Source organism: Streptomyces sp. NBC_00988 (assembly GCF_045162645.1).
GTDB lineage: Bacteria > Actinomycetota > Actinomycetes > Streptomycetales > Streptomycetaceae > Streptomyces.
On the sequence record NZ_CP108730.1, the window covers coordinates 8,012,737 to 8,037,010 of the forward strand.

Here is a 24,274-nt window from a genome sequence, read left to right on the forward strand (position 1 = left end):
CCCTTGGGCGGGGACGGTCAGCCGGCGCTAGTGAGTTGCCCCCGCTGTCGCCGGAGGCAGCTCCACCTCTACGCCCGGGTCGCCCGCGTCCGCCGTGTAGTCGCCGGGGCTCGTCTCGTCGATGCCATCGGGGGCCTTGAACGCCTTCAGGGCGAACGTCAGGACCACCGTCACCACGACGTTCATGACGAACGCCGTCAGGCCGATGTAGCCGATCTCGCCGATGCCGGGGATCTCCTTGGACGAGCCGCCGAAGTGATCCTGGGTCGGGGAGGCGACGCCGTACGCGGCGAGGGTGCCGTAGATCATGCCGACCGCCCAGCCGGCGAGGAGGGCCCAGCGGTGGCACCAGCGGGTGAAGAGGCCGCCGACCAGGGCCGGGAAGGTCTGGAGGATCCAGATGCCGCCCAGGAGCTGGAAGTTGATGGCGACCGTCTTGTCCATCGTCAGGACGAAGGCCAGGGCGCCGACCTTCACCAGGAGGGAGACGATCTTGGAGACCTTGGTCTCCTGGGCCGGGGTCGCGTCCGGTTTGATGAAGTCCTTGTAGATGTTGCGGGTGAAGAGGTTCGCCGCCGCGATGGACATGATCGCCGCCGGTACCAGCGCTCCGATGCCGATCGCCGCGAAGGCCACGCCCGCGAACCAGTCCGGGAACATGTTCTCGAACAGCTGCGGGATCGCCAACTGCCCGTTGGTGACCTTGACTCCGGCCGCGATCGCCATGAAGCCGAGCAGCGCGAGCAGGCCCAGCATCAGTGAATACAGCGGCAGGATCGTGGTGTTGCGGCGGATCACGTTGCGGCTCTTGGAGGAGAGGGTTGCGGTGATCGAGTGCGGGTACATGAAGAGGGCCAGCGCCGAGCCCAACGCCAGTGTGGCGTACGTCCATTGGCCCGCCGGTGCGGGGACGAGTCCGCCCGCTCCCGCAGCCTTGAACTTGGCGCCCGCCGCGCTGAAGATGTCGTCGAAGCCGCCGAGCTTGATCGGGATGTAGATGATCGCCACCGTGATCACGATGTAGATCAGCCCGTCCTTCACGAACGCGATCAGCGCGGGCGCGCGCAGGCCGGACGAGTAGGTGTACGCGGCCAGCACGGCGAACGCGATCAGCAGCGGCAGGTCCTTCACGAACCAGTTGGAGTTGGCGCTGCCGCCCACCCCCATGACGTCCAACACGGCCTGGATGCCGACCAGTTGGAGCGCGATGTACGGCATCGTCGCGAGGATGCCGGTGACCGCCACCGCCAGCGAAAGACCCTTCGAGCCGAAGCGGCCGCGCACGAAGTCCGAGGTCGTCACGTATCCGTGCTTGTGCGACACCGACCAGAGGCGGGGCAGGAACGTGAAGATGAGGGGGTACACGAGGATCGTGTACGGCACCGCGAAGAAGCCCGCCGCGCCCGCCGCGTAGACCGCCGCCGGGACCGCCACGAACGTATACGCCGTGTAGAGGTCACCGCCGAGCAGGAACCAGGTGACCCAGGTGCCGAACGACCGTCCGCCCAGGCCCCATTCGTCGAGGCTCTGCTCGTTGTCGGCGCGGCGCCAGCGGGCGGCCAGGAAGCCCAGGACCGTGACGGCCAGGAAGAAGAAGATGAAGACGCCGAGAGCGACGCCGTTCACGCCGTCGTTCACCGGTTACCTCCATGGCGGGTCCGCTGGTCGCGCTGCCACAGCTTGTAGGCGGTCATCGTCAGCACGGTCGAGATCAGCACCCAGAGCATCTGGTACCAGTAGAAGAACGGGACGCCGATGAACGTGGGGTCGATCTTCGTGTAGGAGCCGACCCAGAGCAGCGCCACGAACGGCGCGACGAGGCAGACCGCGATGACGACGCGGGCCGGTGTCACCACCGGTGGTCCCACTTCGGGCGGAACTTCGGGTACGTCTGACATGTCGCGGCTCCGTCACCTCAATGATCGCCTGTGTAATGCGCAGGCAATCTAGGTCACGGCGTCGCGCGTGCGGAAGACCCCGTCCGTATATCGGCATGTCGATTCTGTGAAGGCGTGACATCGGTGTCAACGGAGGCCGTCGACGGCCGGCGTCAACAGCAGCGGAAACCCTGGCGTGGATCGGCCTCCTGACGGTCCGTCCGCATGCGTTCGAAGTCGCGGCGGCCGGGGACCTCCGCCTCGGGGTGGTTCCGGCGTACGTGCGCGACATAGCGGTCGTACGCCGACTCGTCCGTCAACTCCCGGACGTACCACCGCACTCCACCGGCCAGCCGGCTAGCCGCCCGCGTCAGCGCCGACCGCATCGCGGGTCGCCTCCTCCTTCTCCTCCCGGGTCGGGATCAGCCCGGCCGGTGCCACGATGGTCGACTCGACGTACGGCGTCTCGCTCAGCGTGGAGAGCGCGGGGCGGCGGACGTGTCGAACGCAGACGCGAAGGGCGTCCGCGATGACGACCACGACGAGCACCGCGAGAATGGCCGAAAGCACCCCGTCCACCGTGGAGTTGGTGACGACGGTGCGCATGTCGTCCATGGACTTGGCGGGCGGCAGGACCTTGCCCGCGTCGATCGCGTCCTGGAACACGGACCGTTGCTTGAAGAAGCCCACCTTCGGGTCGCCGGAGAACACCTTCTGCCAGCTCGCGGTCAGGGTGACCGTCGCGTCCCAGGCGAGCGGAATCCCGGTGATCCAGGCCCACTTGATGCGCCCGGACTTCACCAGGAGGGTGGTGCAGACGGCCAGCGCGACCGCCGCGAGGAGCTGGTTGGCGATGCCGAAGATCGGGAAGAGCTGGTTGATCCCGCCGAGGGGTTCGTGGACGCCGACCCAGAGGAAGTAGCCCCAGAGGGCGCACACGATCGCGCTCGTCAGGGCCAGGCCCGGCCGCCAACTCACGTTCCTGAAAGGCCGGTAGACGTTCCCGAGCATGTCCTGGAGCATGAACCGGCCCACCCGCGTGCCCGCGTCCAGCGCGGTCAGGATGAACAGCGCCTCGAACATGATCGCGAAGTGGTACCAGAAGGCGCGCAGGCTTCCGCCGGTCACCTTGGAGAAGATCTCCGAGACGCCGACCGCGAGGGTCGGTGCACCGCCGGTGCGGGACAGCAGACTCGCCTCGTCGACGTTCTTCGCGGCCTGCGTGAGGTCGGCGGGGGAGATGTGATAGCCCCAACTGCTCACCACCTGCGAGGCGTTCTGCACCGTCGTGCCGATCGCGCCCGCCGGGGCGTTCATCGCGAAGTACAGACCCGGGTCGATGATGCTCGCGGCGACCAGCGCCATGACGGCGACCGACGACTCCATCAGCATGGCGCCGTAGCCGATCATGCGGATCTGGGTTTCCTTCTGGATCATCTTCGGGGTCGTGCCGCTGGAGATGAGCGAGTGGAAGCCGGACAGGGCGCCGCAGGCGATCGTGATGAAGACGAAGGGGAAGAGCGAGCCGGCGAAGACCGGGCCGTTGCCGTGCTTGGCGAAGTCGGTGACCGCGGGCATCTTCAGGGCGGGCAGGGCGACCACGACGCCGATCGCCAGCAGGCCGATCGTGCCGATCTTCATGAAGGTGGAGAGGTAGTCGCGCGGGGCGAGCAGGGTCCAGACGGGGAGGATCGAGGCGACGAAGCCGTACGCCACCAGCCAGATCACCAGCGTCGAGGGCGCGAGGGTGAAGGTGCCGGCCCAGGACGACTCGGCGACCCAGCGGCCCGCGACCAGGGCGAGCAGCAGCAGGGCCACGCCGATCAGGGAGACCTCGGAGACGCGGCCGGGGCGAAGTACCCGTAGATAGAAGCCCATCAGGAGGGCGATCGGGATCGTCATGCCGATGGAGAAGGTGCCCCAGGGGGAGGAGGCCAGCGCGTTCACGACGACCAGGGCCAGCACGCCGAGCAGGATGATCATGATGGCGAAGGTGGCGATCAGGGCGGCCGCGCCGCCGAACGGGCCGATCTCCTCGCGGGCCATCTGCCCAAGTGACCTGCCGTCGCGCCGAGTTGAGAAGAACAGGACCACCATGTCCTGGACCGCGCCCGCGAAGATGACCCCGGCGATGATCCAGACCGTGCCGGGCAAGTAGCCCATCTGCGCGGCGAGTACGGGTCCGACGAGCGGGCCCGCGCCGGCGATCGCGGCGAAGTGGTGGCCGAGCAGGACGCGGCGGTCGGTGGGGTGGTAGTCGATGCCGTTGTCGAGGCGTTCGGCCGGGGTGGCCCGGGTGCCGTCGACCTTCAGGACCTGGTACGCGATGAACTTCGCGTAGAAGCGGTAGGCGATGGCGTACGAGCCGAGCGCGGCGGCGACCATCCAGGCGGCCGACACGTTCTCGCCCCGCGCCAGCGCGAGCACGGACCAGCCCGTCGCGCCGACGAGCGCGACGAGGGTCCAGACGACGATGGTTCGGACGTTCGCGGTACGCACCGGGGAGTCCTCCCGTCCATGCGGCGACGGGAGGAACGTAGAGCAGCTTGCGTGACAGCGCTACACCGCGTGCACTAGCTCAAGTGGCTCAATCCTGCGGGCGCTTGAGTCGCGCCACGAACTTGTAGCGGTCCCCCCGGTACACCGACCGCACCCACTCCACCGGCTTGCCCTCCTTGTCGAGGGAGTGGCGGGAGAGCATCAGCATGGGCAGGCCGACGTCGGTGCTGAGGAGGCCGGCCTCGCGCGGGGTGGCCAGGGAGGTCTCGATGGTCTCCTCGGCCTCGGCGAGGTGGACGTCGTAGACCTCGGCCAACGCGGTGTACAGGGACGTGTACTTGACGAGGGACCTGCGCAGGGCGGGGAAGCGCTTCGCGCTGAGGTGGGTCGTCTCGATGGCCATCGGTTCGGCGTTGGCCATGCGGAGGCGCTCGATGCGCAGGACCCGGCCGCCGGCGGTGATGTCGAGCAGGTCGGCGAGGGTGTCGTCGGCGGTGATGTAGCCGATGTCGAGGAGCTGCGAGGTCGGTTCGAGGCCCTGGGCGCGCATGTCCTCGGTGTACGAGGTGAGTTGGAGGGCCTGCGAGACCTTCGGCTTGGCGACGAACGTGCCCTTGCCCTGGATGCGCTCCAGGCGGCCCTCGACGACCAGTTCCTGCAGGGCCTGGCGCACGGTGGTGCGCGAGGTGTCGAACTCCGCGGCCAGAGTGCGCTCGGGCGGGACGGGCGTGCCGGGCGCCAGCGTCTCCGTCATGTCGAGCAGGTGCTTCTTCAGGCGGTAGTACTTGGGCACACGCGCGGTGCGGACGGTGGCCCCACCCTCGTTCTCCGCACTGCTGACGTCGGTGCTCATGCTCCGCCTTCCGGGCTCCGGACAAGGGTCACTTGGTGATCCCCTCTGTATACCGTCGCCGTCTCTTTTGGTCTAGTCCACAGCGCCAAGTGGTCTAGCGGAAGAGAGTACTCCGGCACCGTTGTTTTCGCTGCCTTCTTACTTAAAGGTTCCTGCATATGTAGGTCGCATAACGGCTGGTCAGGGGTGTTTCGAGGGCTCTTGACAGGCTCTGTGGTCTGGTCCAAGCTCCCGGTACTGGTCTACACCATTGGTTCAGGTCCCGGCTCTTGGGCGGGAGGTGTGGCAGGCATCCCTGAGGAGGGTGGCGTGAAGCGCAAGCTGATAGCCGCGATCGGTATCGCGGGCATGATGGTCTCCATCGCGGCGTGCGGGGGCAACGACGACAAGGGCTCTTCGAACAGCGGCGCCGACGCCAAGGAGCTGACCGTCTGGCTCACCGTCGACGCGCAGAACAACTGGCCCCAGCTGGTGAAGGCGGCCGACGCGGCCGTGCAGAAGGCGCACCCGGGCGTCAAGATCAAGCACGAGTACTACGGCTGGCCGGACAAGAACACCAAGCTCGACGCGGTTCTCGCCACCGACAAGGTGCCCGACGTGGTCGAGATGGGCAACACCGAGATGCTGAGCTACATGGTCAAGGGCGCCTTCGCACCCGTCGACCCCGCCAAGTTCACCAACTCCTCCGCCTGGCTCGACGGCCTCAAGGCCTCGGTGACCTACGACGGCAAGACCTACGGCGTCCCGTACTACGCCGGTGGCCGCGTCGCCAACTGGCGCAAGGACATCGCCGCTTCGGTCGGCGTCAAGGCCCCGCCGACGACGTACACCGAGCTGACCGCCGACCTGGACAAGATCCAGAAGAAGGAAGGCAGCAAGTTCAGCGCCTGGTACCAGCCCACCCGTGACTGGTACGCGGCCATGTCCTTCGTCTACGACGCCGGCGGCGCCATCGCCACCCAGTCCGGCAGCGACTGGAAGGCCAGCCTCTCCTCGCCCGAGTCCATCAAGGGACTCAACGAGTGGAAGTCGGTCATCGACAAGTACATGCACGGCGACAAGACCAAGGACGAGTCCGACCGTTACATCGTCTACGGCCAGGGCAAGGCGTCCATGATCTTCGCCGCCGCGTGGGAGGGCGCGACCGCCGCCGACCCGAAGAACGACAAGACCGGCGGCAAGCTGAAGACCGACCTCGTCAACTTCGTGATGCCCGGCCCGTCCGGCAAGAACATGCCCGTGTTCCTGGGCGGTTCGGACCTCGCCGTCCCGGTGAAGTCCAAGGCGCAGGCACTCGCCGCCGAGTGGATCAACGCCTTCACCGGTCCGTCCGGCCAGAAGGGCCTGATGGCCAAGGGCAACCTGCCGAACAACAAGACCGACCTCGCGACGCTGAAGAGCGACCCCGCGACGGCGGTCCCGGCCACCGCGGCCGAGTCCAACTGGTTCGTCCCGATGGCACCGGGCTGGGGCCAGGTCGAGAAGGCCCAGGTCCTGCAGACCATGCTGCAGAACATCGGCACCGGCAAGAAGTCGGTGGCGGACGCCGCGAAGGAAGCGGACGCCGCGATCGACAAGGTCATCAACACCAAGTGACCTGAGCGCGGGGCCCTGTTGGACACCTCGGTGTTCTCGGGGCAGGGCCCCGCGACTCGTACGAAGCACGGCCGTACGACCTGAGGGATCGCTGAGGAGCGCGCGATGAGTGCCGACACGACCACCCCTGCCAAGGTGCCGCCGCCGCGGCAGGCGCCCCCACCGCGCGTCTCCGACGCACCCCGTGGACGGCGGACGTCGAGAGGGGCCGGGATCCCCTGGCTGCTGCTCGCGCCCTGTCTGCTCATTCTCGCCCTGGTCATGGGCTATCCGCTGGTCCGCCTGGTCACGCTGTCCTTCCAGTCCTTCGGCCAGTCCCAGCTGTGGGGCTTCAAGCCCGCCGAGTGGATCGGCTTCGACAACTTCTCCGGGATCCTCGGCGACGGCGAGTTCTGGGGCGTCGTCGTCCGCACGATCGTCTTCGCGGCCGGCTCGGTCATCTTCACGATGGTCGCCGGCATGGCCCTCGCCCTGCTCCAGCAGAAGGTCTCCGGCTGGATGAAGACCCTCATCAACATTGTCCTGGTGGCCAGTTGGGGCATGCCGGTCATCGTCGCGACCACCGTCTTCAAGTGGCTCTTCGACTCGGACTACGGCATCTTCAACGCGCTGCTCAGCAAGCTCCCCGGCGTCGACATGATCGGCCACAACTGGTTCGCCAGTGGACCCCAGGGCCTCCTCGTCATCATGCTGCTCGTGGTGTGGGGCGCGGTGCCCTTCGTGGTGATCACCCTGAGCGCCGGACTCACCCAGGTCCCCCAGGAGCTGGAGGAGGCCGCCCGCCTCGACGGCGCCGGCGCGTGGGGCGTCTTCCGGTACGTCACCCTGCCCATCCTCAAGCCGATCATCGTGATGCTCACGACCCTGTCGGTGATCTGGGACATGGGCGTCTTCCCCCAGGTCTTCGTGATGCGCGGCGGACACCCCGAGGCCGACTTCCAACTGCTCAGCACCTACTCGTACGACCGTGCCTTCGTCGTCAACGACTACGGACAGGGCTCCGCGATAGCCCTGGTCACGGTGGTGCTGCTGCTCGGGGTCGTCGCCGTCTACATGCGTCAGATGCTTCAGATCGGAGAGGTCGAATGAGCGCGCTCACGACCGACGCGCCCCGGAAGCCGACCGGTGGGCGCCGGAAGTCCAAGGTCGGCTGGAACCTCCTCGGCCTGCTCGTCTTCGTCGTCGTCGGCTTCCCCCTCTACTGGATGCTCGACACGGCGTTCAAACCGGCCAAGGACGCCATCGACCCGGACCCGAGCCTGCTGCCCACCGGCATCACGCTCGACAACTTCCGCCGGGCGCTGGACATCGCCGACTTCTGGGGCCCGGTCGGCCGCAGCCTCATCGTGTCCCTGTCGGTGGTCGTCATCGGCGTGGTCGTCGGCCTGCTGGCCGCGCTCGCGATCTCCCGCTTCGCCTTCCGCGGCCGCAAGATCGTGATCGTCGGCATCCTCGCGGTCCAGATGGTCCCGCTGGTCTCGATGATCATCCCGGTCTTCCTGCTCCTGAACGACCTCGACCAGTACGACAAGCTCTCCGGCCTGGTCATCACGTACCTGACCTTCATCCTCCCGTTCACGGTGTGGACCCTGCGCGGCTTCATCGTCAACATCCCGAAGGAGCTGGAGGAGGCGGCCATGGTCGACGGCTGCTCCCGCACCGGCGCCTTCATCCGCGTGGTCTTCCCGCTCCTGGCCCCCGGCATGGTCGCCACCTCGGTCTACGGCTTCATCCAGGCCTGGAACGAGTACCTGTACGCCCTCATGCTGCTCAGCCAGGAGCACCAGACGGCGACCGTCTGGCTCGGCAACTTCACCACCAAGCACGGCACCGAGTACGCCCCGATGATGGCCGGCGCCACGATGATGGCCGTGCCGATCGTCGTCCTGTTCCTCATCGTCCAGCGCAAGATGGCCGCGGGGCTGACCGCGGGCGCTGTGAAGGGATAACGCCACCGATGACGACACTCGCCAGCGGTACCACAGCGTCTGATTCTGTAAAAGATGGCCTGACGCGCGACGCCCTCACCGTCCTGCAACCGGGCTTCCCCGGCACCACGGCCCCCGACTGGCTGCTCCGGCGCCTCGGTGAAGGCCTCGCCTCGGTGGGCCTGTTCGGCCGCAACATCGCGTCACCCGGTCAACTCTCCTCGCTGACCGCCCAGTTGCGGTCCGAACGGGACGACGTGCTGGTCGCGATCGACGAGGAGGGCGGAGACGTCACCCGCCTGGAGGCCCGCACGGGCTCCTCCTTCCCGGGCAACCACGCCCTGGGCGCGGTGGACGACGTGGAACTGACGAGGGCGGTGGCCCACGAACTGGGTCGCAGACTCGCGGAATGCGGCGTGAACCTGAACTGGGCCCCCTCCGCGGACGTCAACTCCAACCCCTCCAACCCGGTCATCGGCGTCCGGTCCTTCGGCGCCGACCCGGAGCTGGTGGCCCGGCACACGGCGGCCTACGTCACCGGCCTCCAGTCGGCGGGCGTCGCCGCCTGCACGAAACACTTCCCGGGCCACGGCGACACGGCGGTCGACTCCCACCACGCGCTGCCGCGCATCGACGCCGAGTTGTCGGTCCTGGAGCAACGCGAGCTGCTCCCGTTCCGTGCGGCCATCGCCGCCGGCTCCCGCGCGGTGATGAGCGCCCACATCCTGGTCCCCACCCTGGACCCGGACCACCCGGCCACCCTCTCCCTCCGCGTCCTGACCGACCTCCTCCGCGGCCGGCTCGGCTACGACGGCCTCATCGTCACCGACGCCATCGAGATGCAGGCCATCGCCGCCACCTACGGCATCGAACGCGGCAGCGTCATCGCCATCGCCGCCGGCGCGGACGCGCTCTGCGTGGGCGGGGGCCTCGCGGACGACGAGACGGTACGACGACTGCGCGACGCGCTGGTGGGGGCGGTGCGGTCGGGAGAGCTGCCGGAGGAACGCCTGGCCGAAGCGGCGCAGCGGGTACGGGAGTTGGCCCGGTGGGCGGCCTCCGCCTCGAAGGAGACCCCCGGCCCCGCACCGGATGTGACGCGCGTCGACATCGGTCTCGTCGCCGCCCGCCGTGCCCTCACGGTCACCGGCGCCGAGGACTTCACCCCGCTCACCGAACCGCCGTACGTGGCCCTCCTCACCCCCGTCGCCAACATCGCCGTGGGCGACGAGACCCCTTGGGGCGTGGCCGCCGAACTCGAACGGCTCCTGCCCGGCACGGAGACGGCCGGCTTCGCCGGGGACGACGCGGGGAGTGTGATCCTGGAGGCGGCCGGGACCCGGCGCGTCGTGGCCGTGGTCCGGGACGAACACCGGCACCCCTGGATGGCGGCCACCCTCGACACCCTGCTGGCCGCCCGGCCCGACACCGTCGTGGTGGAGATGGGCGTCCCGCAGGCACCGCCCCGAGGTGCTCTGCACATCGCGACTCACGGTGCGGCCCGCGTCTGTGGCCACGCGGCGGCGGAGGTCATCGCGGGCGTGTGACGTGAGCCGGGGGAGCGACCCCGACCCGGGGGAACACCTCCGAATACACCGGTGCCGGGCCCTCCACGAGCGGGCCCGGCACCGGCACGTACAGATGTGAGACCCTGTCAGATCCCTTGCCAGTCCGGCTTGTTGACGAACGTGTGCCGGAAGTAGTCCGCGAGCTTCAGCTTGGACGCGGCGCCCTCGTCGACCACGACCGTCGCATGCCGGTGCAACTGCAGCGCCGAAGCCGGGCACACCGCGGCGACCGGTCCCTCCACGGTCGCGGCGACCGCGTCCGCCTTGCCCTCGCCGGTGGCGAGCAGCACCAGGTGCCGGGCCTCCAGGATCGTGCCGATGCCCTGGGTGATGACGTGGTGCGGCACCTGCTCGATGTCGCCGTCGAAGAACCGCGCGTTGTCCACCCGCGTCTGCTCGGTCAGCGTCTTGATCCGGGTCCGCGAGGCCAGCGACGAGCACGGCTCGTTGAAGCCGATGTGTCCGTCGGTCCCGATGCCCAGCACCTGCAGGTCGACCCCGCCGGCCGCACCCAGCGCCCGGTCGTACGCCTCGCACGCCGCCTGCACGTCCTCGGCGGTCCCGTCCGGCCCGAAGAACGAGTCCATCCCGACCCCGAGCGGCTCCAGCACCTCGCGCCGCAGGACCGAACGGTACGACTCCGGGTGCTCGGCGGGCAGCCCCACGTACTCGTCGAGCTGGGCGATCCGCGCCCGCGAGGTGTCCACCGCCCCGGCGCGGACCTTCGCGGCCAGCGCCTCGTAGATGGGCAGTGGCGTCGACCCGGTGGCCACGCCGAGAAGGGCGTCCGGCTTGCGCCGGAGGAGCTGTGCCATGGCCTCGGCGATGAGTTCGCCGCCCGACTTGGCGTCCGGAACGATGACAACTTCCACGCTGGCCTGCCGTTCTGCAGAGGGGCTTCGAGGAGCCCGGAGGAGCTGTGTGGTTTAGACCAATCCGCGCACCAATCTAACAGAGGAGGCTCCTGCCTCCCAGAGTTCGCCCCCTGTCCGAAGACCGGTAACCGCCCCACAGAGGCGCACCTCGCGCAGAGGGGGTGAAATGGACACCGCAGCACAGCCCCGACCGACCTCCGGAGGACCCCGCATGACCGCCACGACCCCGGCCCCCGACAGCGAACTCCCCGGCCGGATCATGGCCCGCGAGATGGCCGAACAGCCCGCGGTCCTGCGCCGCATCCTGGACGAGGGCGCCCCGCGCATCCGCCAGGTCGCCCAGGAGGTCGCCGCCCGCAGGCCCCGCTTCGTGCTGCTCACCGCCCGCGGCACCTCGGACAACGCGGCCCTCTACGCCAAGTACCTCCTGGAGATCCGCCTCGGCCTGCCCTGCGGACTCACCTCGATGTCGACGACCACGGCCTACGGCGCCCGCCCCGACCTGACCGACGTCCTCGTCGTCACCGTCAGCCAGTCCGGCGGCTCCCCGGACCTGGTGGCCTCGACCCGGGCCGCCCGCGAGGCCGGCGCGATCACGGTCGCCGTGACCAACAACCCGGACTCACCCCTGGCCGCCGTGTCGGAGTACCACGTCGACATCATGGTGGGCCCGGAGAAGGCCCTCCCCGCGACCAAGACGTACACCGCCTCGCTCCTCGCGCTCTACCTCTTCGTCGAGGGCCTGCGCGGCGGCGACGGCGCGGCGGCCAAGGCGCTGCCCGACATCGCCGAGCAGCTCCTGGCCCGCCAGGACGAGGTCCGCACCCTCGCCTCCCGCTACCGCTTCGCCGAACGCATGGTGATCACCTCGCGCGGCTACGGCTACCCCACCGCCAAGGAAGCCGCCCTCAAGCTGATGGAGACCAGCTACATCCCCGCGCTCGCCTACTCCGGCGCCGACCTCCTGCACGGCCCCCTCGCGATGGTCGACAACGTCTCCCCGGTCATCGCGGTCGTGACGGCGGGCAAGGGCGGCACCGCCCTCCAGCCCGTCCTCGACCGGCTGCGCGGCCGGGGCGCCGACCTGGTCGTCATCGGCCCGGCCGGCCAGGTCGACCAGGCCTCGGCCGGTTTCGTCCTGCCTGTGGAGGGCGTCCCCGAGGAACTCCAGCCGATCCTGGAGATCCTCCCGCTCCAGCTCCTCGCCTACGAGGTCACCATCGCCCGCGGCCAGGACCCGGACGCGCCCCGCGCCCTGGCCAAGGTGACGGAGACCCGCTGAGCCCGTGTCCCGGCCACGGAAATTCCCATGACCAATCAGTCCCGCACAGGACCCGACACGGTTAGGCTCTTCAACGTCCTTCAAAGCATGGACACCGCATGTGGTCTAGTCCACAATGTGTTACAGGCGTAAGCCTCCGTCCTCCCCGCACAGGAGGACGGACCGAGGAACCGAGGCTCTCTGCCCTGACTGCCCCGGCTCCTCATCCATCGGCCGATCGGGACCGCACACCCCGTGGCCGTTGCTGCTCCGGGCTGCGGTGCCGAGAGGGCTGAGGGTCCCTCTCAGGCGCCGCGGCCCGCGGGTGTTTTTAGGACAGGTACAGACCGGCGGGTACGCTCGCAGACGTGCCCTCCATGAACGAACTCGTACGCCAGCACACAGCACTCGACGACTCCGACCTTGAGTGGCTGCACCTGCTGGTCTCGGAGTGGCAGCTGCTCTCCGATCTCTCCTTCGCCGACCTGGTCCTGTGGGTTCCCACGCGTGACGGCACCCGCTATGTCTCCGTCGCCCAGATGCGGCCGAACACCGGGCCCACCTCGTACCAGGACGACATGGTCGGCCACCTCGTCCCACGCGGCCGCCGCCCCATGCTGGACGCGGCCCTGGACGAGGGCCGCATCGTCCGCGAGGGCGACCCCGAGTGGCGCGAAGAGGTCCCCGTCCGGGTCGAGTCGATTCCGGTACGACGGGACGGGCGCGTCCTGGGTGTCATCGCGCGCAACACCAATCTCCTCACCGTGCGCACCCCGAGCCGCCTCGAACTCACCTACCTGCAGAGCGCGTCGGACCTCGCGCAGATGATCGCAGCCGGTTCCTTCCCGTTCCCGAACCAGCAGGTCGACATGGACGCCTCGCCGCGCGTCGGCGACGGACTCATCCGGCTCGACGGCGACGGCATCGTGCAGTACGCCTCGCCCAACGCGCTCTCCGCGTACCACCGCATGGGCCTCGCCACCGACCTCGTCGGCCAGCCCCTGGGCACGACCACCGCCGAACTCGCCCCGACCCGGGGCCCGGTGGACGAGGCGCTCGCCAAGCTCGCCAGCGGCTGGGCGCCGCGCGAGTTCGAGATCGAGGCACGCGACGGGGTCATCCAGTTCCGGGCGATCCCCCTCAAACCCAAGGGCACCCGCATCGGTTCACTGGTGCTGCTCCGGGACGTCACCGAACTGCGGCGCCGTGAGCGGGAGTTGATCACCAAGGACGCGACCATCCGGGAGATCCACCACCGGGTGAAGAACAACCTCCAGACGGTCGCCGCCCTGTTGCGCCTCCAGGCCCGCCGCATCGATTCCGAGCGCGGCCGGGAGGCCCTGGAGGAGGCCGTACGCCGGGTCGGCTCGATCGCGATCGTGCACGAGACGCTGTCCCAGAACCTGGACGAGCGCGTGGAGTTCGACGAGATCGCCGACCGGGTGCTCGCGATGGTCGCCGAGATCTCCCCGGGCAAGGTCACCGGCCGGCGCAGCGGACGCTTCGGGATACTGGACGCCGAGGTCGCGACCCCGCTCTCCATGGTCCTCACCGAGATCCTGCAGAACGCCCTCGAACACGGCTTCCGCGAGGGCGAGACGGGCACGGTCGAGGTCTCGGCCGTCCGCGGCGGCACCTCGAAGGAGGCCCGCCTCCTGGTCACCGTGCAGGACGACGGCGTGGGCCTCCCCGAAGGATTCGACCCGCACCGCTCCGGCAACCTGGGCCTGCAGATCGTACGGACGCTGGTGGAGGGCGAGTTGGGCGGCACGTTCGACATGGTGCCGGGGCCGGAGCGGGGGACTCGGGTGATCCTGGACGTGCCGGTGCAGGCGCACAAGTGACGTACGTGCACACGACCTCCACACGCGCGTGCGTCAACGGCCGTACGTACACGGGTGCTTGGACGGCCGTACGCACGCGGACTCGGACGGCGGTACGCGCGCGGGTCTGAACAGCAAAGAGCCCCGGACCAGTTGATGGTCCGGAGCCAGTCGCTCGTTGCTATGCGCATCGGGGGTACTGCGCGCTGCGGCTCGGGGGCGGGAGATGCGTACTCGCTGTACGCGCCGCCAAGCTCAGGCTGTTAGCAGGGTGGGCGTCAGGCGGAGGCCTGACGGGCACGGTTGCGAGCGGCGCGGCGCTTCATGGCGCGGCGCTCGTCCTCGCTGAGACCACCCCAGACGCCGGAGTCCTGGCCGGACTCGAGCGCCCACTGCAGACACTGGTCCATAACGGGACAGCGACGGCAGACGGCCTTGGCTTCCTCGATCTGCAGCAGCGCAGGACCGGTGTTGCCGATGGGGAAGAAGAGCTCGGGGTCTTCCTCGCGGCAAACGGCGTTGTGACGCCAGTCCATGGCTGCTACCTCTCCTTGGTATTACGTGCGGGTTGCTTGTGAATGTGAACGCTTTCACGAATCCCTCAACAAGTGAAGGGCCGAACGCCAGGTTCACTGGCGGAGGTCCTGTGGATTGAAGAGGGGTTCCGGTGATCCGTGGAGGCCGGTGTTGCGGGCCGTCTCGATCGCCACGTAGAGACTCGCAAACCTCAGCGGCGGATACAACCCCTTCCGGAAAGTTTTTTTTGATTCCTCGGTGTCGACTAGGTCACAGCCGTACTTCCATGGGGTGGACCCTGGTCTAAACGTTCGAGTGAAAGGACTTCAGCCCTTTCTGCTCACACAATCACACGCAGTGCACGGCGTACGCCTGTGAACGTCACGCTCGTACGCAGTCCGAGGTGGTCGCCGTCCATCTGGAGGGGCAGGGGGACCTTCGAATGCAAGGTGAACTCACTCAGGTCGTGCAGAGCCGCAGCGTGCTTGCCATGGGGCCCGCGTTCGGGGGACGAAGTGAGCAACTGGGTGCCATACCGGGCAACCGCGGCGCTGGACAGGCGGCTGAGACCGAGTACGTCGAGGCCTTTATCGAACGACGCCTTAGGTGACGTGTACATCGGGCGATTGCCGAGATACGTCCAGGGCGAGGTGTTCGAGACTATGGCCACCACCAGATCGGTGACCGGGTCCGCGCCGGGCTGCTCCAGCGTGATCGTCCCGTGCCGGCGGTGCTGCTCGCCCAGGAACTGCCGGACCACCTGACGCACGTAGAGCGCATGCGTGGATTTCTTACCCTGCTCCCGCTGCTGCTCGACCCGCCCGACCACTCCTGCGTCGAACCCGAGCCCGGCGTTGAAGGTGAACCAGCGCGAGGGCACGGCCTCGTCCTCGGTGCCGGGCGTCCCGGAGGTCAGCCCCAGGCCGACCGTGCGCTCGCGGCCCTCGCGCAGGGCGTCCAGGATGGCGCCGGTCGCTTCCACGGCGTCGTTGGGCAGGCCCAGGGCGCGGGCGAAGACGTTGGTGGAGCCGCCGGGGACCACTGCGAGACCGGGCAGGCGCTCCGGGTCGGGGCCGGTGTGCAGCAGGCCGTTGACGACCTCGTTGACCGTGCCGTCACCGCCGAGGGCCACGACCAGGTCGACGTTCCCGCTCTCCGCGGCCTGCCGGCCGAGGTCGCGCGCGTGGCCCCGGTACTCCGTGGTGACCGCTTCCAGCTTCATCTCGCTCGCGAGCGCGTGGAGCAGGACGTCGCGCGTACGTGCGCTTGTGGTGGTTGCCGCCGGATTGACCACGAGAAGTGCACGCATGAGTTGCAGCGTACCTACTGGGGGGTACTCGGCCCATACCGAGGTAGGCGTTGGGTAAGAGGAGACGGCGTGAGCCTGAACACCTGGGGCCGGATCCCGAGGGCTACCCTTCTGGGGTGAGCGCTGAGCAGACCCCCGCCCCGGAGACCGACGGCCCCGACGGACCCCGTCCGCGCCGTCTGACCTACGCGGCGGCCCTCGTCGCCGTCGAGGGGCTCGCGCTGGCCGTCGCCGGCGTGTGGATGCTCGTCCTGGGTCTCACCGGCGAACCGGACGACCGGCAGCAGGCCGTGACCGGAGGCGTGACCCTCGTGGTGCTCGCGCTGCTGCCGCTGCTGGCCGCACGCGGACTGATCGGGCGGCGCGGCTGGAGCCGGGGCCCGGCCGTCATCACCCAGGTCATGGCGTTGCCCGTGGCCTACAACCTGCTCCAGGCCGACAGTGTGGCCATCCCGGCCGGTATCGCGCTCGCGGTGGTCGCGATCGCCGCGCTGGTGCTGCTGGTGAACCCGGCGACGACACAGGCCCTCGGAATCCGAGGGCCCGGTCGACGAACCGAAGAGCCGAAGAGCTGATCCCGGCCGGGGTCTACTCCTCGACGAGGAGCTTCTCCCGCAGCTGGGCCAGGGTCCGGGCCAGCAGCCGGGACACGTGCATCTGCGAGATGCCGACCTCCTGCGCGATCTGCGACTGCGTCATGTTCCCGAAGAACCGGAGCAGCAGGATGCGCTTCTCGCGGGGCGGCAGGTCTTCCAGCAGCGGCTTGAGCGACTCGCGGTACTCGACGCCCTCCAGGGCCTCGTCGTACGCGCCGAGCGTGTCCGCGACCGCCGGGGACTCGTCGTCCGTGTCGGGGACGTCCAGGGACAGCGTGGAGTAGGCGTTGGCCGACTCCAGGCCCTCCAGGACCTCCTCCTCCGAGATGCCCAGCTTCTCGGCCAACTCGTGGACCGTGGGGGAGCGGCCGTGCCGCTGCGAGAGCTCCGCCGTCGCCGTGGTCAGCGACAGCCGCAGCTCCTGCAGCCTGCGCGGGACGCGCACCGCCCAGCCCTTGTCACGGAAGTGCCGCTTGATCTCGCCGACGACCGTCGGGGTCGCGTACGTCGAGAACTCGACGCCGCGCTCCGGGTCGAAGCGGTCGACCGACTTGATCAGGCCGATGGTGGCGACCTGGGTCAGGTCGTCCAGCGGCTCGCCGCGGTTGCGGAAGCGGCGCGCGAGGTGCTCGACGAGCGGCAGGTGCATACGGACCAGCCGGTTGCGCAGCTCCGCGTACTCGACGCTGCCGTCCTTGAGCGTGCGCAGCTCGATGAAGAGTGCGCGCGCCCCGCTGCGGTCCTGGGGGTCGTGCCGTGTGACCTGCACGCTCTGCGTGGCCGCCACGTTGTCCCGCTCGTGCTCGTTCATCGCCTGGCCCGTCGCCCCTTCCCGAGCTTTCGCCTCCTCCCCCGCGCTCGACCCAGTCGGAGCGGGGGAACCCCCGGCAACGGGGGAGACCCCACCAATACGCACGGCACCGTCCTGCTCACGTTGACCGTCGTCCATCACACCGGCCTCCGAGGGTTCTTCCTCCGGGTGCGGCCGGGCCTGTTCGGGGATTCCGCCGCGTGGCACGAGGGAGCCGTCGTCCGCCGTGCGGCGGGATCCGCCTGAGCCGCCCTCGGCCGGCAGCTCCCGTGTGCCGCGCTCTTCGTCCCGCACCGGCCCGTCCCCGTTCCTCACGCCGGCCCGGGTCCCGCGCCGCGCTGTTTGTAGAGGCTGATCGAAACGGTCTTGTCCTCGTCGACTGCCGATGAGACCTTGCCTGCGAGGGCCGAGAGCACGGTCCAGGCGAAGGTGTCGCGCGCGGGGGCGTGACCGTCCGTCGTCGGGGCGGAGACGGTGACTTCGAGCGAGTCGTCCACGAGGCGGAAGACACAGCTGAGCACCGAGCCCGGCACGGCCTGCTGAAGCAGGATCGCGCAGGCCTCGTCCACCGCGATGCGGAGGTCCTCGATCTCGTCGAGGGTGAAGTCCAAACGGGCCGCGAGGCCGGCCGTGGCCGTACGCAGCACCGACAGGTAGGCACCCGCAGCCGGCAGCCGGACTTCCACGAAGTCCTGGGTCGCGGGCTCGCCTGCGATCTGGGACACCCTCACCTCCAAGGTGGTACAAGCTCTTTCGGGGGCCCAGGGGTCGCCCCCCGGGGTAACGCGATACTTGGTTCAGCGGTGACGCTACCGCGCTCCGAACTTTTCTGTCCCCGGGACCCCAACCCCACGCTGTCACTCATAGTAAACCTACGGATACGCTCCGTGGCTAGGGGTCCTGCGGGCCCAATTGGGAAGAGCGCGCGCCGGGTTGACGTACCCAGACGTCAGACGGTCGAACCGTCGAAACCGGCGGTCGGATTACGGCGTCACAGGAGGACGTGATTCACGGAGTCACAGGAGGACGTGGTCGACGAAGCACCAGCGCCAGCTCTCCCCGACCTCGAACGTCCGCATCACCGGATGCCCGGAGTCCTTGTGATGTGCTGTGGCGTGGCGCAGGGGCGAGGAGTCGCAGCAGGCGACATGGCCGCAGAAGAGGCACAGTCTCAGCTGCACCGGGTGGGTGCCTGCCGCCAGACACTCCAGACAGGTCTCGCTCTGGGGCCCCGGTTCCGGGAGCGGCAGCGCGTCGGCGTGCGTGCACGGTTTCATGATTGCCAGATTACGACGGGTGTGCGGTTGGCCGCGCGAAAAAACGAGGGCGGGCGAGAACGATGGACGTGATGCCACTGCTGTTGCTGGTGGCGGGGAGTGCCGTGGTGGCCGCCGCGGCCCGGCGCACCCCGGTGCCGGCACCGCTGCTGCTGGTGGCGGTCGGGCTGGTCGTCTCGTACGTCCCGGGGGTGCCCGACTACACCCTCGACCCGGAGGTCGTGCTGCCGCTGCTGCTGCCCCCGCTGCTGTACACGTCGGCCACCGACAGCTCGTACCTCGACCTGCGGGCCCAAGTGCGGCCCGTGGCACTGCTGTCGGTCGGCTACGTGCTCTTCGCGACCTTCGTCGTCGGCTGGGCCGCCTACGTGATCGTGCCGGGGCTGCCGCTGACCGCCGCCCTGGTGCTGGGCGCGGTGGTGGCGCCGCCGGACGCGGTCGCGGCGACGGCGGTGGCCCGCCGGGTCGGGCTGCCGTCACGGATCACGACGATCCTCCAGGGCGAGTCCCTGCTGAACGACGCCACCGCGATCACCGCCTACAAGGTGGCCCTCGCGGCCGCGATCGGCGAGGGCGCCACCTGGGCCGGCGGCATCTGGGAGTTCCTGCTCGCGGCCGTCGGCGGGGTCGGGGTCGGGCTCCTGATGATGGTGCCGATCCACTGGCTGCGCACGCACCTCAAGGAGGCGCTGCTGCAGAACACGCTCTCCCTGCTGATCCCGTTCGTCGCCTACGGGGTCGCCGAGCAGGTGCACGCCTCCGGGGTGCTCGCCGTCGTGGTCGTGGCGCTCTATCTGGGTCACCGCGCGTGGGAGGTCGATTTCGCGACCCGCCTCCAGGAGGAGGCCGTGTGGAAGATGGTCGCCTTCGTCCTGGAGTCGGCGGTGTTCGCCCTGATCGGGCTCCAACTGCCGGTGGTTCTCAAGGGTCTTGGCGAGTACCGGGGCCTGGACGCCGCCTGGTACGCGATCGCCGTCTTCCTGGTCGTCGTCGTGACCCGGTTCGTGTGGGTGTACCCGGCGGCCTTCATCCCCCGCATCCTGTCGGCGCGGATCAGGGAGCGCGAGGACAGCCCCACCTGGAAGGGGGCGATGACCACCGCGTGGGCCGGCATGAGAGGCGTGGTCTCGCTGGCCATCGCCTTCTCGATCCCGCTCACGGTGCACGGCGGCGGTCCCTTCCCGCAGCGCAACCTCATCCTGTTCCTGACCTTCACGACGGTCATCGGGACCCTGGTGGTGCAGGGGCTGAGCCTGCCCCCGATCATCCGGCTGCTGAAGTTCCCCGGCCGCGACCAGCAGGCCGAGACGCTCGCCGAGGCCAACGCCCAGGCACAGGCCTCCCGGGTCGCCGAAAAACGCCTGGAGGCCCTTCTGGAGGACGAACGCAACGCCCTGCCGCCTCCCCTCGCCGACCGCCTCCGCGAGGTCCTGGAACGCCGCCGCAACGCCGTCTGGGAGCGCCTCGGTGCCACCAACCCCGTCACCGGCGAGACCGTCGACGACACCTACCGCCGCCTCTCCCGCGAGATGATCAGCGCCGAACGCTCGATGTTCGTCCGCCTCCGCGACGGCCGCTACATCGACGACGAGATGCTCCGCACCTTGCTGCGCAGACTGGACCTGGAGGAGGCGGCGGCCTACCGGGAAGCGGCGTAGAAGATCACGGGAACGGGCGCCCGGTGACGATCGCGGCGACCGTGCTCCCGCGCGGGAAGGCCCCTTCGTCGGCGAGGACGACAAGTCCGTACAGCAACTTGGCGACATAGAGACGCTCTACGGGCACCCCGTGCCGCTGCTCGAAGTCCTCGGCGAAGGCGTCGAGTTCGGCGGGCACGCGTGCGTAGCCCCCGAAATGGAAGCGGTCGTCGAGCGACCAGTCGCCCCGCCGGCCACCGAACGCACGCTCCTGCAGCTCCTCTATGCCGGCGCTCAGGAAGCCGCCCTTGAGGACCGGTATCCCCAACACCCGCTGGCCGGGGCCGAGTCCGGCGGCCAGCCCGGCCAGCGTGCCGCCGGTCCCGCACGCGAGGGCGACGACGTCGACATGGGCATCGGCGTCGGCACGCGCGCGTAGTTCCTCGCCCAGGGCCCGGCAGCCGCGTACCGCAAGGGAGTTGCTGCCGCCCTCGGGGACGACGTACGCGTCCTCCGCGTCCACCGCGCGCAGTATGCCGGCCAGCGTCTCCGGGTCGGACTTACGCCGGTACGTCGACCTGTCGACGAAGTGGAGGCGCATCCCGTCGGCCGCGCAGCGGGCCAGGGACGGGTTGAGCGGGCGGTCGGACAGCTCCTGGCCGCGGACCACGCCGACCGTGGGCAGACCCAGGAGGCGGCCCGCGGCGGCGGTGGCGCGCAGGTGGTTCGAGTAGGCGCCCCCGAACGTGACGACCGTACGTCCGGCCGCCGCCGTGAGGTTAGGCGCGAGCTTGCGCCACTTGTTGCCGATCAGGTCCGGGTGGATCAGGTCGTCCCGCTTGAGCAGCAGCCGGATCCCGTGCCGGCCGAACCGCCCGTCCGCGACCTCCTCCACCGGCGACGGAAGCCGGGGCCGCAGGGCGGAGAGGTCGGGGCTGGTCACGGGACCATTGTCACCCGGGGCGCATGTGTCGGCCGGGTCGCCCGGGTCGTTCGGGTTGCTCGGGGCGTTCATGTAGCCCGGGGCATCCGGATCGCCTGGGCTGCCCGAGGGATCCGCGTCCCCCGGATCGCCCGAACACCCGTGTCGACCGGGTTGTCCGAGGCATCCATGCCACCGGTGTCGACCGGGTTGTCCGAGGCACCCGTGTAGCCCGGGTAACTCGGGAGACCCGCGTCACCCATGTCGCCCGGGGTGTCGTTGTCGCCCGGGTCGCCCGGGTCGCCCGGATCCCCCCGAGGTACCCGAGTCGCCCGAGGCGCCCGGGGTGTCCGAGGCCCTTGTGTCGTCCGGGTAGCGCGGGTGACCCGCGTCACCCATGTCGCCGGGGTTGACCGAGGTAGCCCGAGGCGGCCGTGTCGTCCGGGGTAGCTCCGGGACACCCGTGCACCCGTGCACCCGTGCACCCATGTCGCCGGGGCTGCCCAGGCACCCACGTCCCCCATGCCGCCCGGGTTGCCCAAGGCATCCGCGTCCCCCCGGCTCCCCGGAAGCCCCATGCCCCGCCCCCCCCCGGAAGTCACTTCAGCCGGTCGCGGACCCGGTCCCGGAGCCATGCCATCGTGAACCCCCGCGGGTCGACCTTTCCGGGCTGCCACTCCAGGTGTCCGATCACCGACCGTTCCGACCAGCCGTGGTGGCGGCAGATCGCCGCGCAGACCTTCTCGATCGTCGCCAACTGGGCCTCGGGCCAGGGGTCCTCGCCGTCGCCGAGGTTCTCGCACTCGAAGCCGTAGAAGTGCCGGTTGCCGTCGGTGTTGGCCTCGTTGTCGTGCGGCAGCGCCTTCTCGGCGATCACCGCGCGGAGGACGTCGTCGTCGCCGAGGCCCGCGTGGTTGGCGCGGCCGTAGCCGACGAGGTGGAGGTGGCCGTCCTTGGTGATGACGCCGTGGCAGAGCGGGCCGGGGAGGTCCGGGCGGCCCTCGCGGCACAACTCCACCGTGGCCGCGCTGCCCTTGGTGACCGTGTGGTGGATCATCACGCCGTGGACGGGTCCCCACGGGCCCTTGTGGTTGCGGTTGTGGTGCTCCCAGTCGCCGACCTCGACGACGGTGACGCCCTCCGCCTTCAGGCCGGCCAGGAAACCGCCCGCGGACATGGGTGAGGCCATGACGCCTCCTTCGTGCTGTGCGACGGCCGCTGTGCAAGGCCGTCTCGTATCGCTGCTTGTACCGAAAAAGCGCGGTACGGACGACTTGTTCGTACGGCGTGCGAGCCGATCCGGACAACGGCCGACCCGGCGGCAACTCGAACAACATTCGACGTAAACAGCCCCTGTGCCCAGCAGTTGAAGATCCATTCCCGCTCTTTCGGGTAATACCACCAGCACGCTCCGTGAGGAAGGCTGATGCGCGAGAACGATGCCGGGCGCACAGGTGCCGGGCATGAATGGGGAGGGCATTTCTCTATGTCGGTAGGCGAAGAGGTCCGCGCGGAGCAGAACAAGCCGCAGCAGAGTCTTGGTACGGCGGCTGCGCGGAACCTGGCCACGACCACGAAGTCCGCGCCGCAGATGCAGGAGATCAGCTCGCGCTGGCTGCTGCGCACACTGCCGTGGGTGAACGTGCAGGGTGGCACATACCGGGTGAACCGACGGCTGAGTTACTCCGTGGGCGACGGCCGGGTGACATTCGTGAAGACCGGCGACCGCGTCGAGGTCATCCCCGCGGAGCTCGGCGAACTGCCCGCGCTGCGGGACTACGAGGACGAGGAGGTGCTCTCGGAGCTGGCCACCCGCTGCCGGCAGCGCGAGTACGCCCCGGGGGAGGCGATCGCGTCGTTCGGCGGCCAGGCCGACGAGGTGTACCTGCTGGCGCACGGCAGGGTGGAGAAGGTCGGCACGGGCCCGTACGGCGACGACACGGTCCTCGGGGTCCTCGCCGACGGCGCCTACTTCGGCGACCAGGCGCTGCTCGACCCGGATGCCATCTGGGAGTACACGGCCCGCGCGGACACCGCGTGCACGGTGCTGATCCTGGCCCGCGGAGACGTCGAGCAGGTCGCGGAGCGCTCCGAGACCCTGCGGGACCACCTCACGCAGCTGCGCGCGATCCCGGAGCAGCGCACCAACAAGTACGGCGAGAAGGCCATCGACCTCGCCGCGGGCCACTCCGGCGAGCCGGACATCCCGCACACGTTCGTCGACTACGACGCCCGGCCGCGCGAGTACGAACTGAGCGTCGCCCAGACCGTCCTGCGCATCCACTCGCGCGTGGCCGATCTCTACAACCAGCCGATGAACCAGACGGAGCAGCAACTCCGGCTCACCGTCGAGGCGTTGAAGGAACGCCAGGAGCACGAGCTCATCAACAACCGCGAGTTCGGCCTGCTCAACAACTGCGAGTACGACCAGCGGCTCCAGCCCCACGACGGCGTCCCCAGCCCGGACGACCTGGACGAGCTGCTCAGCAGGCGGCGCGGCACCAAGATGCTCCTCGCCCACCCGCGCGCGATCTCCGCGTTCGGCCGCGAGCTCAACAAGCGCGGTCTGGTCCCGGAGTCCCTGGACATCGCCGGCAACCGCATCCCGACCTGGCGCGGGGTGCCGATCTACCCGTGCAACAAGATCCCGGTCAGCGACCGGCGGACCACCTCGATCATCGCCCTGCGTACCGGCGAGGCGGAGCAGGGCGTCATCGGCCTCCAGCAGGCCGGTATCCCGGACGAGATCGAGCCGAGCCTGTCGGTGCGCTTCATGGGCATCAACGAACAGGCGGTCATCAACTACCTCGTGACGGCCTACTACTCGGCGGCCGTCCTCGTGCCGGACGCCCTCGGCGTCCTGGAGAACGTCGAGATCGGCCGCTGGAGGTGACGTTTCAGCAGCTGGACGCGGTGTCCCCGCCCG

22 protein-coding genes are annotated in these 24,274 nt (G+C 69.3%); 9 read left to right on the plus strand and 13 right to left on the minus strand.

Annotation, left to right across the window (positions count from 1 at the left end; translation table 11 throughout):
- Positions 1 to 27 precede the first annotated feature (27 nt).
- The 5 genes from mctP to OG496_RS36995 form a co-directional block, all read right to left on the minus strand.
- Entirely contained in the window at positions 28 to 1,638 is a 1,611-nt protein-coding gene (gene mctP / locus OG496_RS36975) for a monocarboxylate uptake permease MctP (RefSeq protein ID WP_366489782.1), read from the minus strand.
- Entirely contained in the window at positions 1,635 to 1,898 is a 264-nt protein-coding gene (locus OG496_RS36980; protein WP_405973963.1) for a DUF3311 domain-containing protein, read from the minus strand. The genes mctP and OG496_RS36980 overlap by 4 nt, the downstream gene beginning before the upstream one ends.
- Before the next feature lie 152 nt (positions 1,899 to 2,050).
- Entirely contained in the window at positions 2,051 to 2,263 is a 213-nt protein-coding gene (locus tag OG496_RS36985; RefSeq protein WP_405973964.1) for a YbdD/YjiX family protein, read from the minus strand.
- Positions 2,235 to 4,376, minus strand: coding sequence for a carbon starvation CstA family protein (locus OG496_RS36990; protein ID WP_405973965.1), 2,142 nt, complete (start codon positions 4,374 to 4,376; stop codon positions 2,235 to 2,237). The genes OG496_RS36985 and OG496_RS36990 overlap by 29 nt, the downstream gene beginning before the upstream one ends.
- An 88-nt stretch (positions 4,377 to 4,464) precedes the next feature.
- On the minus strand, positions 4,465 to 5,229 hold the full coding sequence (locus tag OG496_RS36995; RefSeq protein ID WP_366489788.1) for a GntR family transcriptional regulator: 765 nt from the start codon (positions 5,227 to 5,229) through the stop codon (positions 4,465 to 4,467).
- Between the two features lie 309 nt (positions 5,230 to 5,538).
- Between OG496_RS36995 and OG496_RS37000 the strand changes: the two genes are divergently transcribed.
- From OG496_RS37000 to OG496_RS37015, 4 genes are all read left to right on the plus strand, one after another.
- Complete coding sequence (locus tag OG496_RS37000; RefSeq protein ID WP_366489790.1) at positions 5,539 to 6,825, plus strand: extracellular solute-binding protein; 1,287 nt, start codon at positions 5,539 to 5,541, stop codon at positions 6,823 to 6,825.
- A 105-nt stretch (positions 6,826 to 6,930) separates the two neighbouring features.
- Complete coding sequence (locus OG496_RS37005) at positions 6,931 to 7,914, plus strand: carbohydrate ABC transporter permease (protein ID WP_405973966.1); 984 nt, start codon at positions 6,931 to 6,933, stop codon at positions 7,912 to 7,914.
- Complete coding sequence (locus tag OG496_RS37010) at positions 7,911 to 8,774, plus strand: carbohydrate ABC transporter permease (protein WP_405973967.1); 864 nt, start codon at positions 7,911 to 7,913, stop codon at positions 8,772 to 8,774. The genes OG496_RS37005 and OG496_RS37010 overlap by 4 nt, the downstream gene beginning before the upstream one ends.
- 8 nt (positions 8,775 to 8,782) lie before the next feature.
- Positions 8,783 to 10,300, plus strand: coding sequence for a glycoside hydrolase family 3 protein (locus OG496_RS37015; protein ID WP_405973968.1), 1,518 nt, complete (start codon positions 8,783 to 8,785; stop codon positions 10,298 to 10,300).
- A gap of 107 nt (positions 10,301 to 10,407) precedes the next feature.
- Here OG496_RS37015 and nagB read toward each other — a convergent pair whose 3' ends face one another.
- Complete coding sequence (nagB, locus tag OG496_RS37020) at positions 10,408 to 11,193, minus strand: glucosamine-6-phosphate deaminase (RefSeq protein WP_405973969.1); 786 nt, start codon at positions 11,191 to 11,193, stop codon at positions 10,408 to 10,410.
- Positions 11,194 to 11,407: 214 nt separating this feature from the next.
- On the opposite strand from nagB, the gene OG496_RS37025 reads away from it, so the two are divergent.
- Positions 11,408 to 12,478, plus strand: coding sequence for an SIS domain-containing protein (locus OG496_RS37025; protein ID WP_405973970.1), 1,071 nt, complete (start codon positions 11,408 to 11,410; stop codon positions 12,476 to 12,478).
- 356 nt (positions 12,479 to 12,834) lie between these two features.
- Positions 12,835 to 14,301, plus strand: coding sequence for a PAS domain-containing sensor histidine kinase (locus OG496_RS37030; RefSeq protein ID WP_366490390.1), 1,467 nt, complete (start codon positions 12,835 to 12,837; stop codon positions 14,299 to 14,301).
- Between the two features lie 257 nt (positions 14,302 to 14,558).
- Here the strand turns inward: OG496_RS37030 and OG496_RS37035 are convergent, their stop codons facing one another.
- On the minus strand, positions 14,559 to 14,816 hold the full coding sequence (locus OG496_RS37035; protein WP_006142322.1) for a WhiB family transcriptional regulator: 258 nt from the start codon (positions 14,814 to 14,816) through the stop codon (positions 14,559 to 14,561).
- Positions 14,817 to 15,136: 320 nt separating this feature from the next.
- On the minus strand, positions 15,137 to 16,105 hold the full coding sequence (locus OG496_RS37040; protein ID WP_328679161.1) for a diacylglycerol kinase family protein: 969 nt from the start codon (positions 16,103 to 16,105) through the stop codon (positions 15,137 to 15,139).
- 116 nt (positions 16,106 to 16,221) lie between these two features.
- On the opposite strand from OG496_RS37040, the gene OG496_RS37045 reads away from it, so the two are divergent.
- Positions 16,222 to 16,680, plus strand: a complete 459-nt coding sequence (locus tag OG496_RS37045; protein ID WP_405973971.1) for a hypothetical protein — start codon at positions 16,222 to 16,224, stop codon at positions 16,678 to 16,680.
- A gap of 13 nt (positions 16,681 to 16,693) precedes the next feature.
- Here OG496_RS37045 and OG496_RS37050 read toward each other — a convergent pair whose 3' ends face one another.
- The 3 genes from OG496_RS37050 to OG496_RS37060 form a co-directional block, all read right to left on the minus strand.
- Positions 16,694 to 17,806 (minus strand): SigB/SigF/SigG family RNA polymerase sigma factor, encoded by a 1,113-nt coding sequence (locus OG496_RS37050; protein WP_405973972.1) that lies wholly within the window; start codon positions 17,804 to 17,806, stop codon positions 16,694 to 16,696.
- A gap of 17 nt (positions 17,807 to 17,823) precedes the next feature.
- A complete protein-coding gene (locus tag OG496_RS37055) occupies positions 17,824 to 18,237 on the minus strand; it encodes an anti-sigma regulatory factor (RefSeq protein ID WP_019058277.1) in 414 nt (137 codons plus the stop codon).
- Positions 18,238 to 18,528: 291 nt separating this feature from the next.
- Complete coding sequence (locus OG496_RS37060; protein ID WP_327401378.1) at positions 18,529 to 18,789, minus strand: UBP-type zinc finger domain-containing protein; 261 nt, start codon at positions 18,787 to 18,789, stop codon at positions 18,529 to 18,531.
- 62 nt (positions 18,790 to 18,851) lie between these two features.
- On the opposite strand from OG496_RS37060, the gene OG496_RS37065 reads away from it, so the two are divergent.
- Positions 18,852 to 20,447, plus strand: a complete 1,596-nt coding sequence (locus OG496_RS37065; RefSeq protein ID WP_366489803.1) for a Na+/H+ antiporter — start codon at positions 18,852 to 18,854, stop codon at positions 20,445 to 20,447.
- Between the two features lie 4 nt (positions 20,448 to 20,451).
- Here the strand turns inward: OG496_RS37065 and OG496_RS37070 are convergent, their stop codons facing one another.
- The gene (locus OG496_RS37070) at positions 20,452 to 21,369 is read right to left on the minus strand and encodes a 1-aminocyclopropane-1-carboxylate deaminase/D-cysteine desulfhydrase (protein WP_405973973.1); all 918 of its coding nucleotides are present in this window, start codon (positions 21,367 to 21,369) and stop codon (positions 20,452 to 20,454) included.
- A 577-nt stretch (positions 21,370 to 21,946) separates the two neighbouring features.
- Entirely contained in the window at positions 21,947 to 22,537 is a 591-nt protein-coding gene (locus tag OG496_RS37075; RefSeq protein WP_405973974.1) for an N-acetylmuramoyl-L-alanine amidase, read from the minus strand.
- Positions 22,538 to 22,834: 297 nt separating this feature from the next.
- Between OG496_RS37075 and OG496_RS37080 the strand changes: the two genes are divergently transcribed.
- Entirely contained in the window at positions 22,835 to 24,241 is a 1,407-nt protein-coding gene (locus OG496_RS37080) for a family 2B encapsulin nanocompartment shell protein (RefSeq protein ID WP_366489809.1), read from the plus strand.
- The last annotated feature ends 33 nt before the right edge of the window (positions 24,242 to 24,274 follow it).

Excerpts from the sequence above, each read along its gene's own strand:
- OG496_RS37005 (WP_405973966.1), top strand. The coding sequence starts at position 6,931 with ATGAGTGCCGACACGACCACCCCTGCCAAGGTGCCGCCGCCGCGGCAG.
- OG496_RS37060 (WP_327401378.1), bottom strand. The coding sequence starts at position 18,789 with ATGAAACCGTGCACGCACGCCGACGCGCTGCCGCTCCCGGAACCGGGG.
- OG496_RS37075 (WP_405973974.1), bottom strand. The coding sequence starts at position 22,537 with ATGGCCTCACCCATGTCCGCGGGCGGTTTCCTGGCCGGCCTGAAGGCG.
- OG496_RS37010 (WP_405973967.1), top strand. The coding sequence starts at position 7,911 with ATGAGCGCGCTCACGACCGACGCGCCCCGGAAGCCGACCGGTGGGCGC.
- OG496_RS37035 (WP_006142322.1), bottom strand. The coding sequence starts at position 14,816 with ATGGACTGGCGTCACAACGCCGTTTGCCGCGAGGAAGACCCCGAGCTC.
- OG496_RS37015 (WP_405973968.1), top strand. The coding sequence starts at position 8,783 with ATGACGACACTCGCCAGCGGTACCACAGCGTCTGATTCTGTAAAAGAT.
- OG496_RS37040 (WP_328679161.1), bottom strand. The coding sequence starts at position 16,105 with ATGCGTGCACTTCTCGTGGTCAATCCGGCGGCAACCACCACAAGCGCA.
- OG496_RS36980 (WP_405973963.1), bottom strand. The coding sequence starts at position 1,898 with ATGTCAGACGTACCCGAAGTTCCGCCCGAAGTGGGACCACCGGTGGTG.
- OG496_RS37080 (WP_366489809.1), top strand. The coding sequence starts at position 22,835 with ATGTCGGTAGGCGAAGAGGTCCGCGCGGAGCAGAACAAGCCGCAGCAG.
- OG496_RS37065 (WP_366489803.1), top strand. The coding sequence starts at position 18,852 with ATGGACGTGATGCCACTGCTGTTGCTGGTGGCGGGGAGTGCCGTGGTG.
- OG496_RS36995 (WP_366489788.1), bottom strand. The coding sequence starts at position 5,229 with ATGAGCACCGACGTCAGCAGTGCGGAGAACGAGGGTGGGGCCACCGTC.
- OG496_RS37025 (WP_405973970.1), top strand. The coding sequence starts at position 11,408 with ATGACCGCCACGACCCCGGCCCCCGACAGCGAACTCCCCGGCCGGATC.
- OG496_RS36985 (WP_405973964.1), bottom strand. The coding sequence starts at position 2,263 with ATGCGGTCGGCGCTGACGCGGGCGGCTAGCCGGCTGGCCGGTGGAGTG.
- OG496_RS37030 (WP_366490390.1), top strand. The coding sequence starts at position 12,835 with ATGAACGAACTCGTACGCCAGCACACAGCACTCGACGACTCCGACCTT.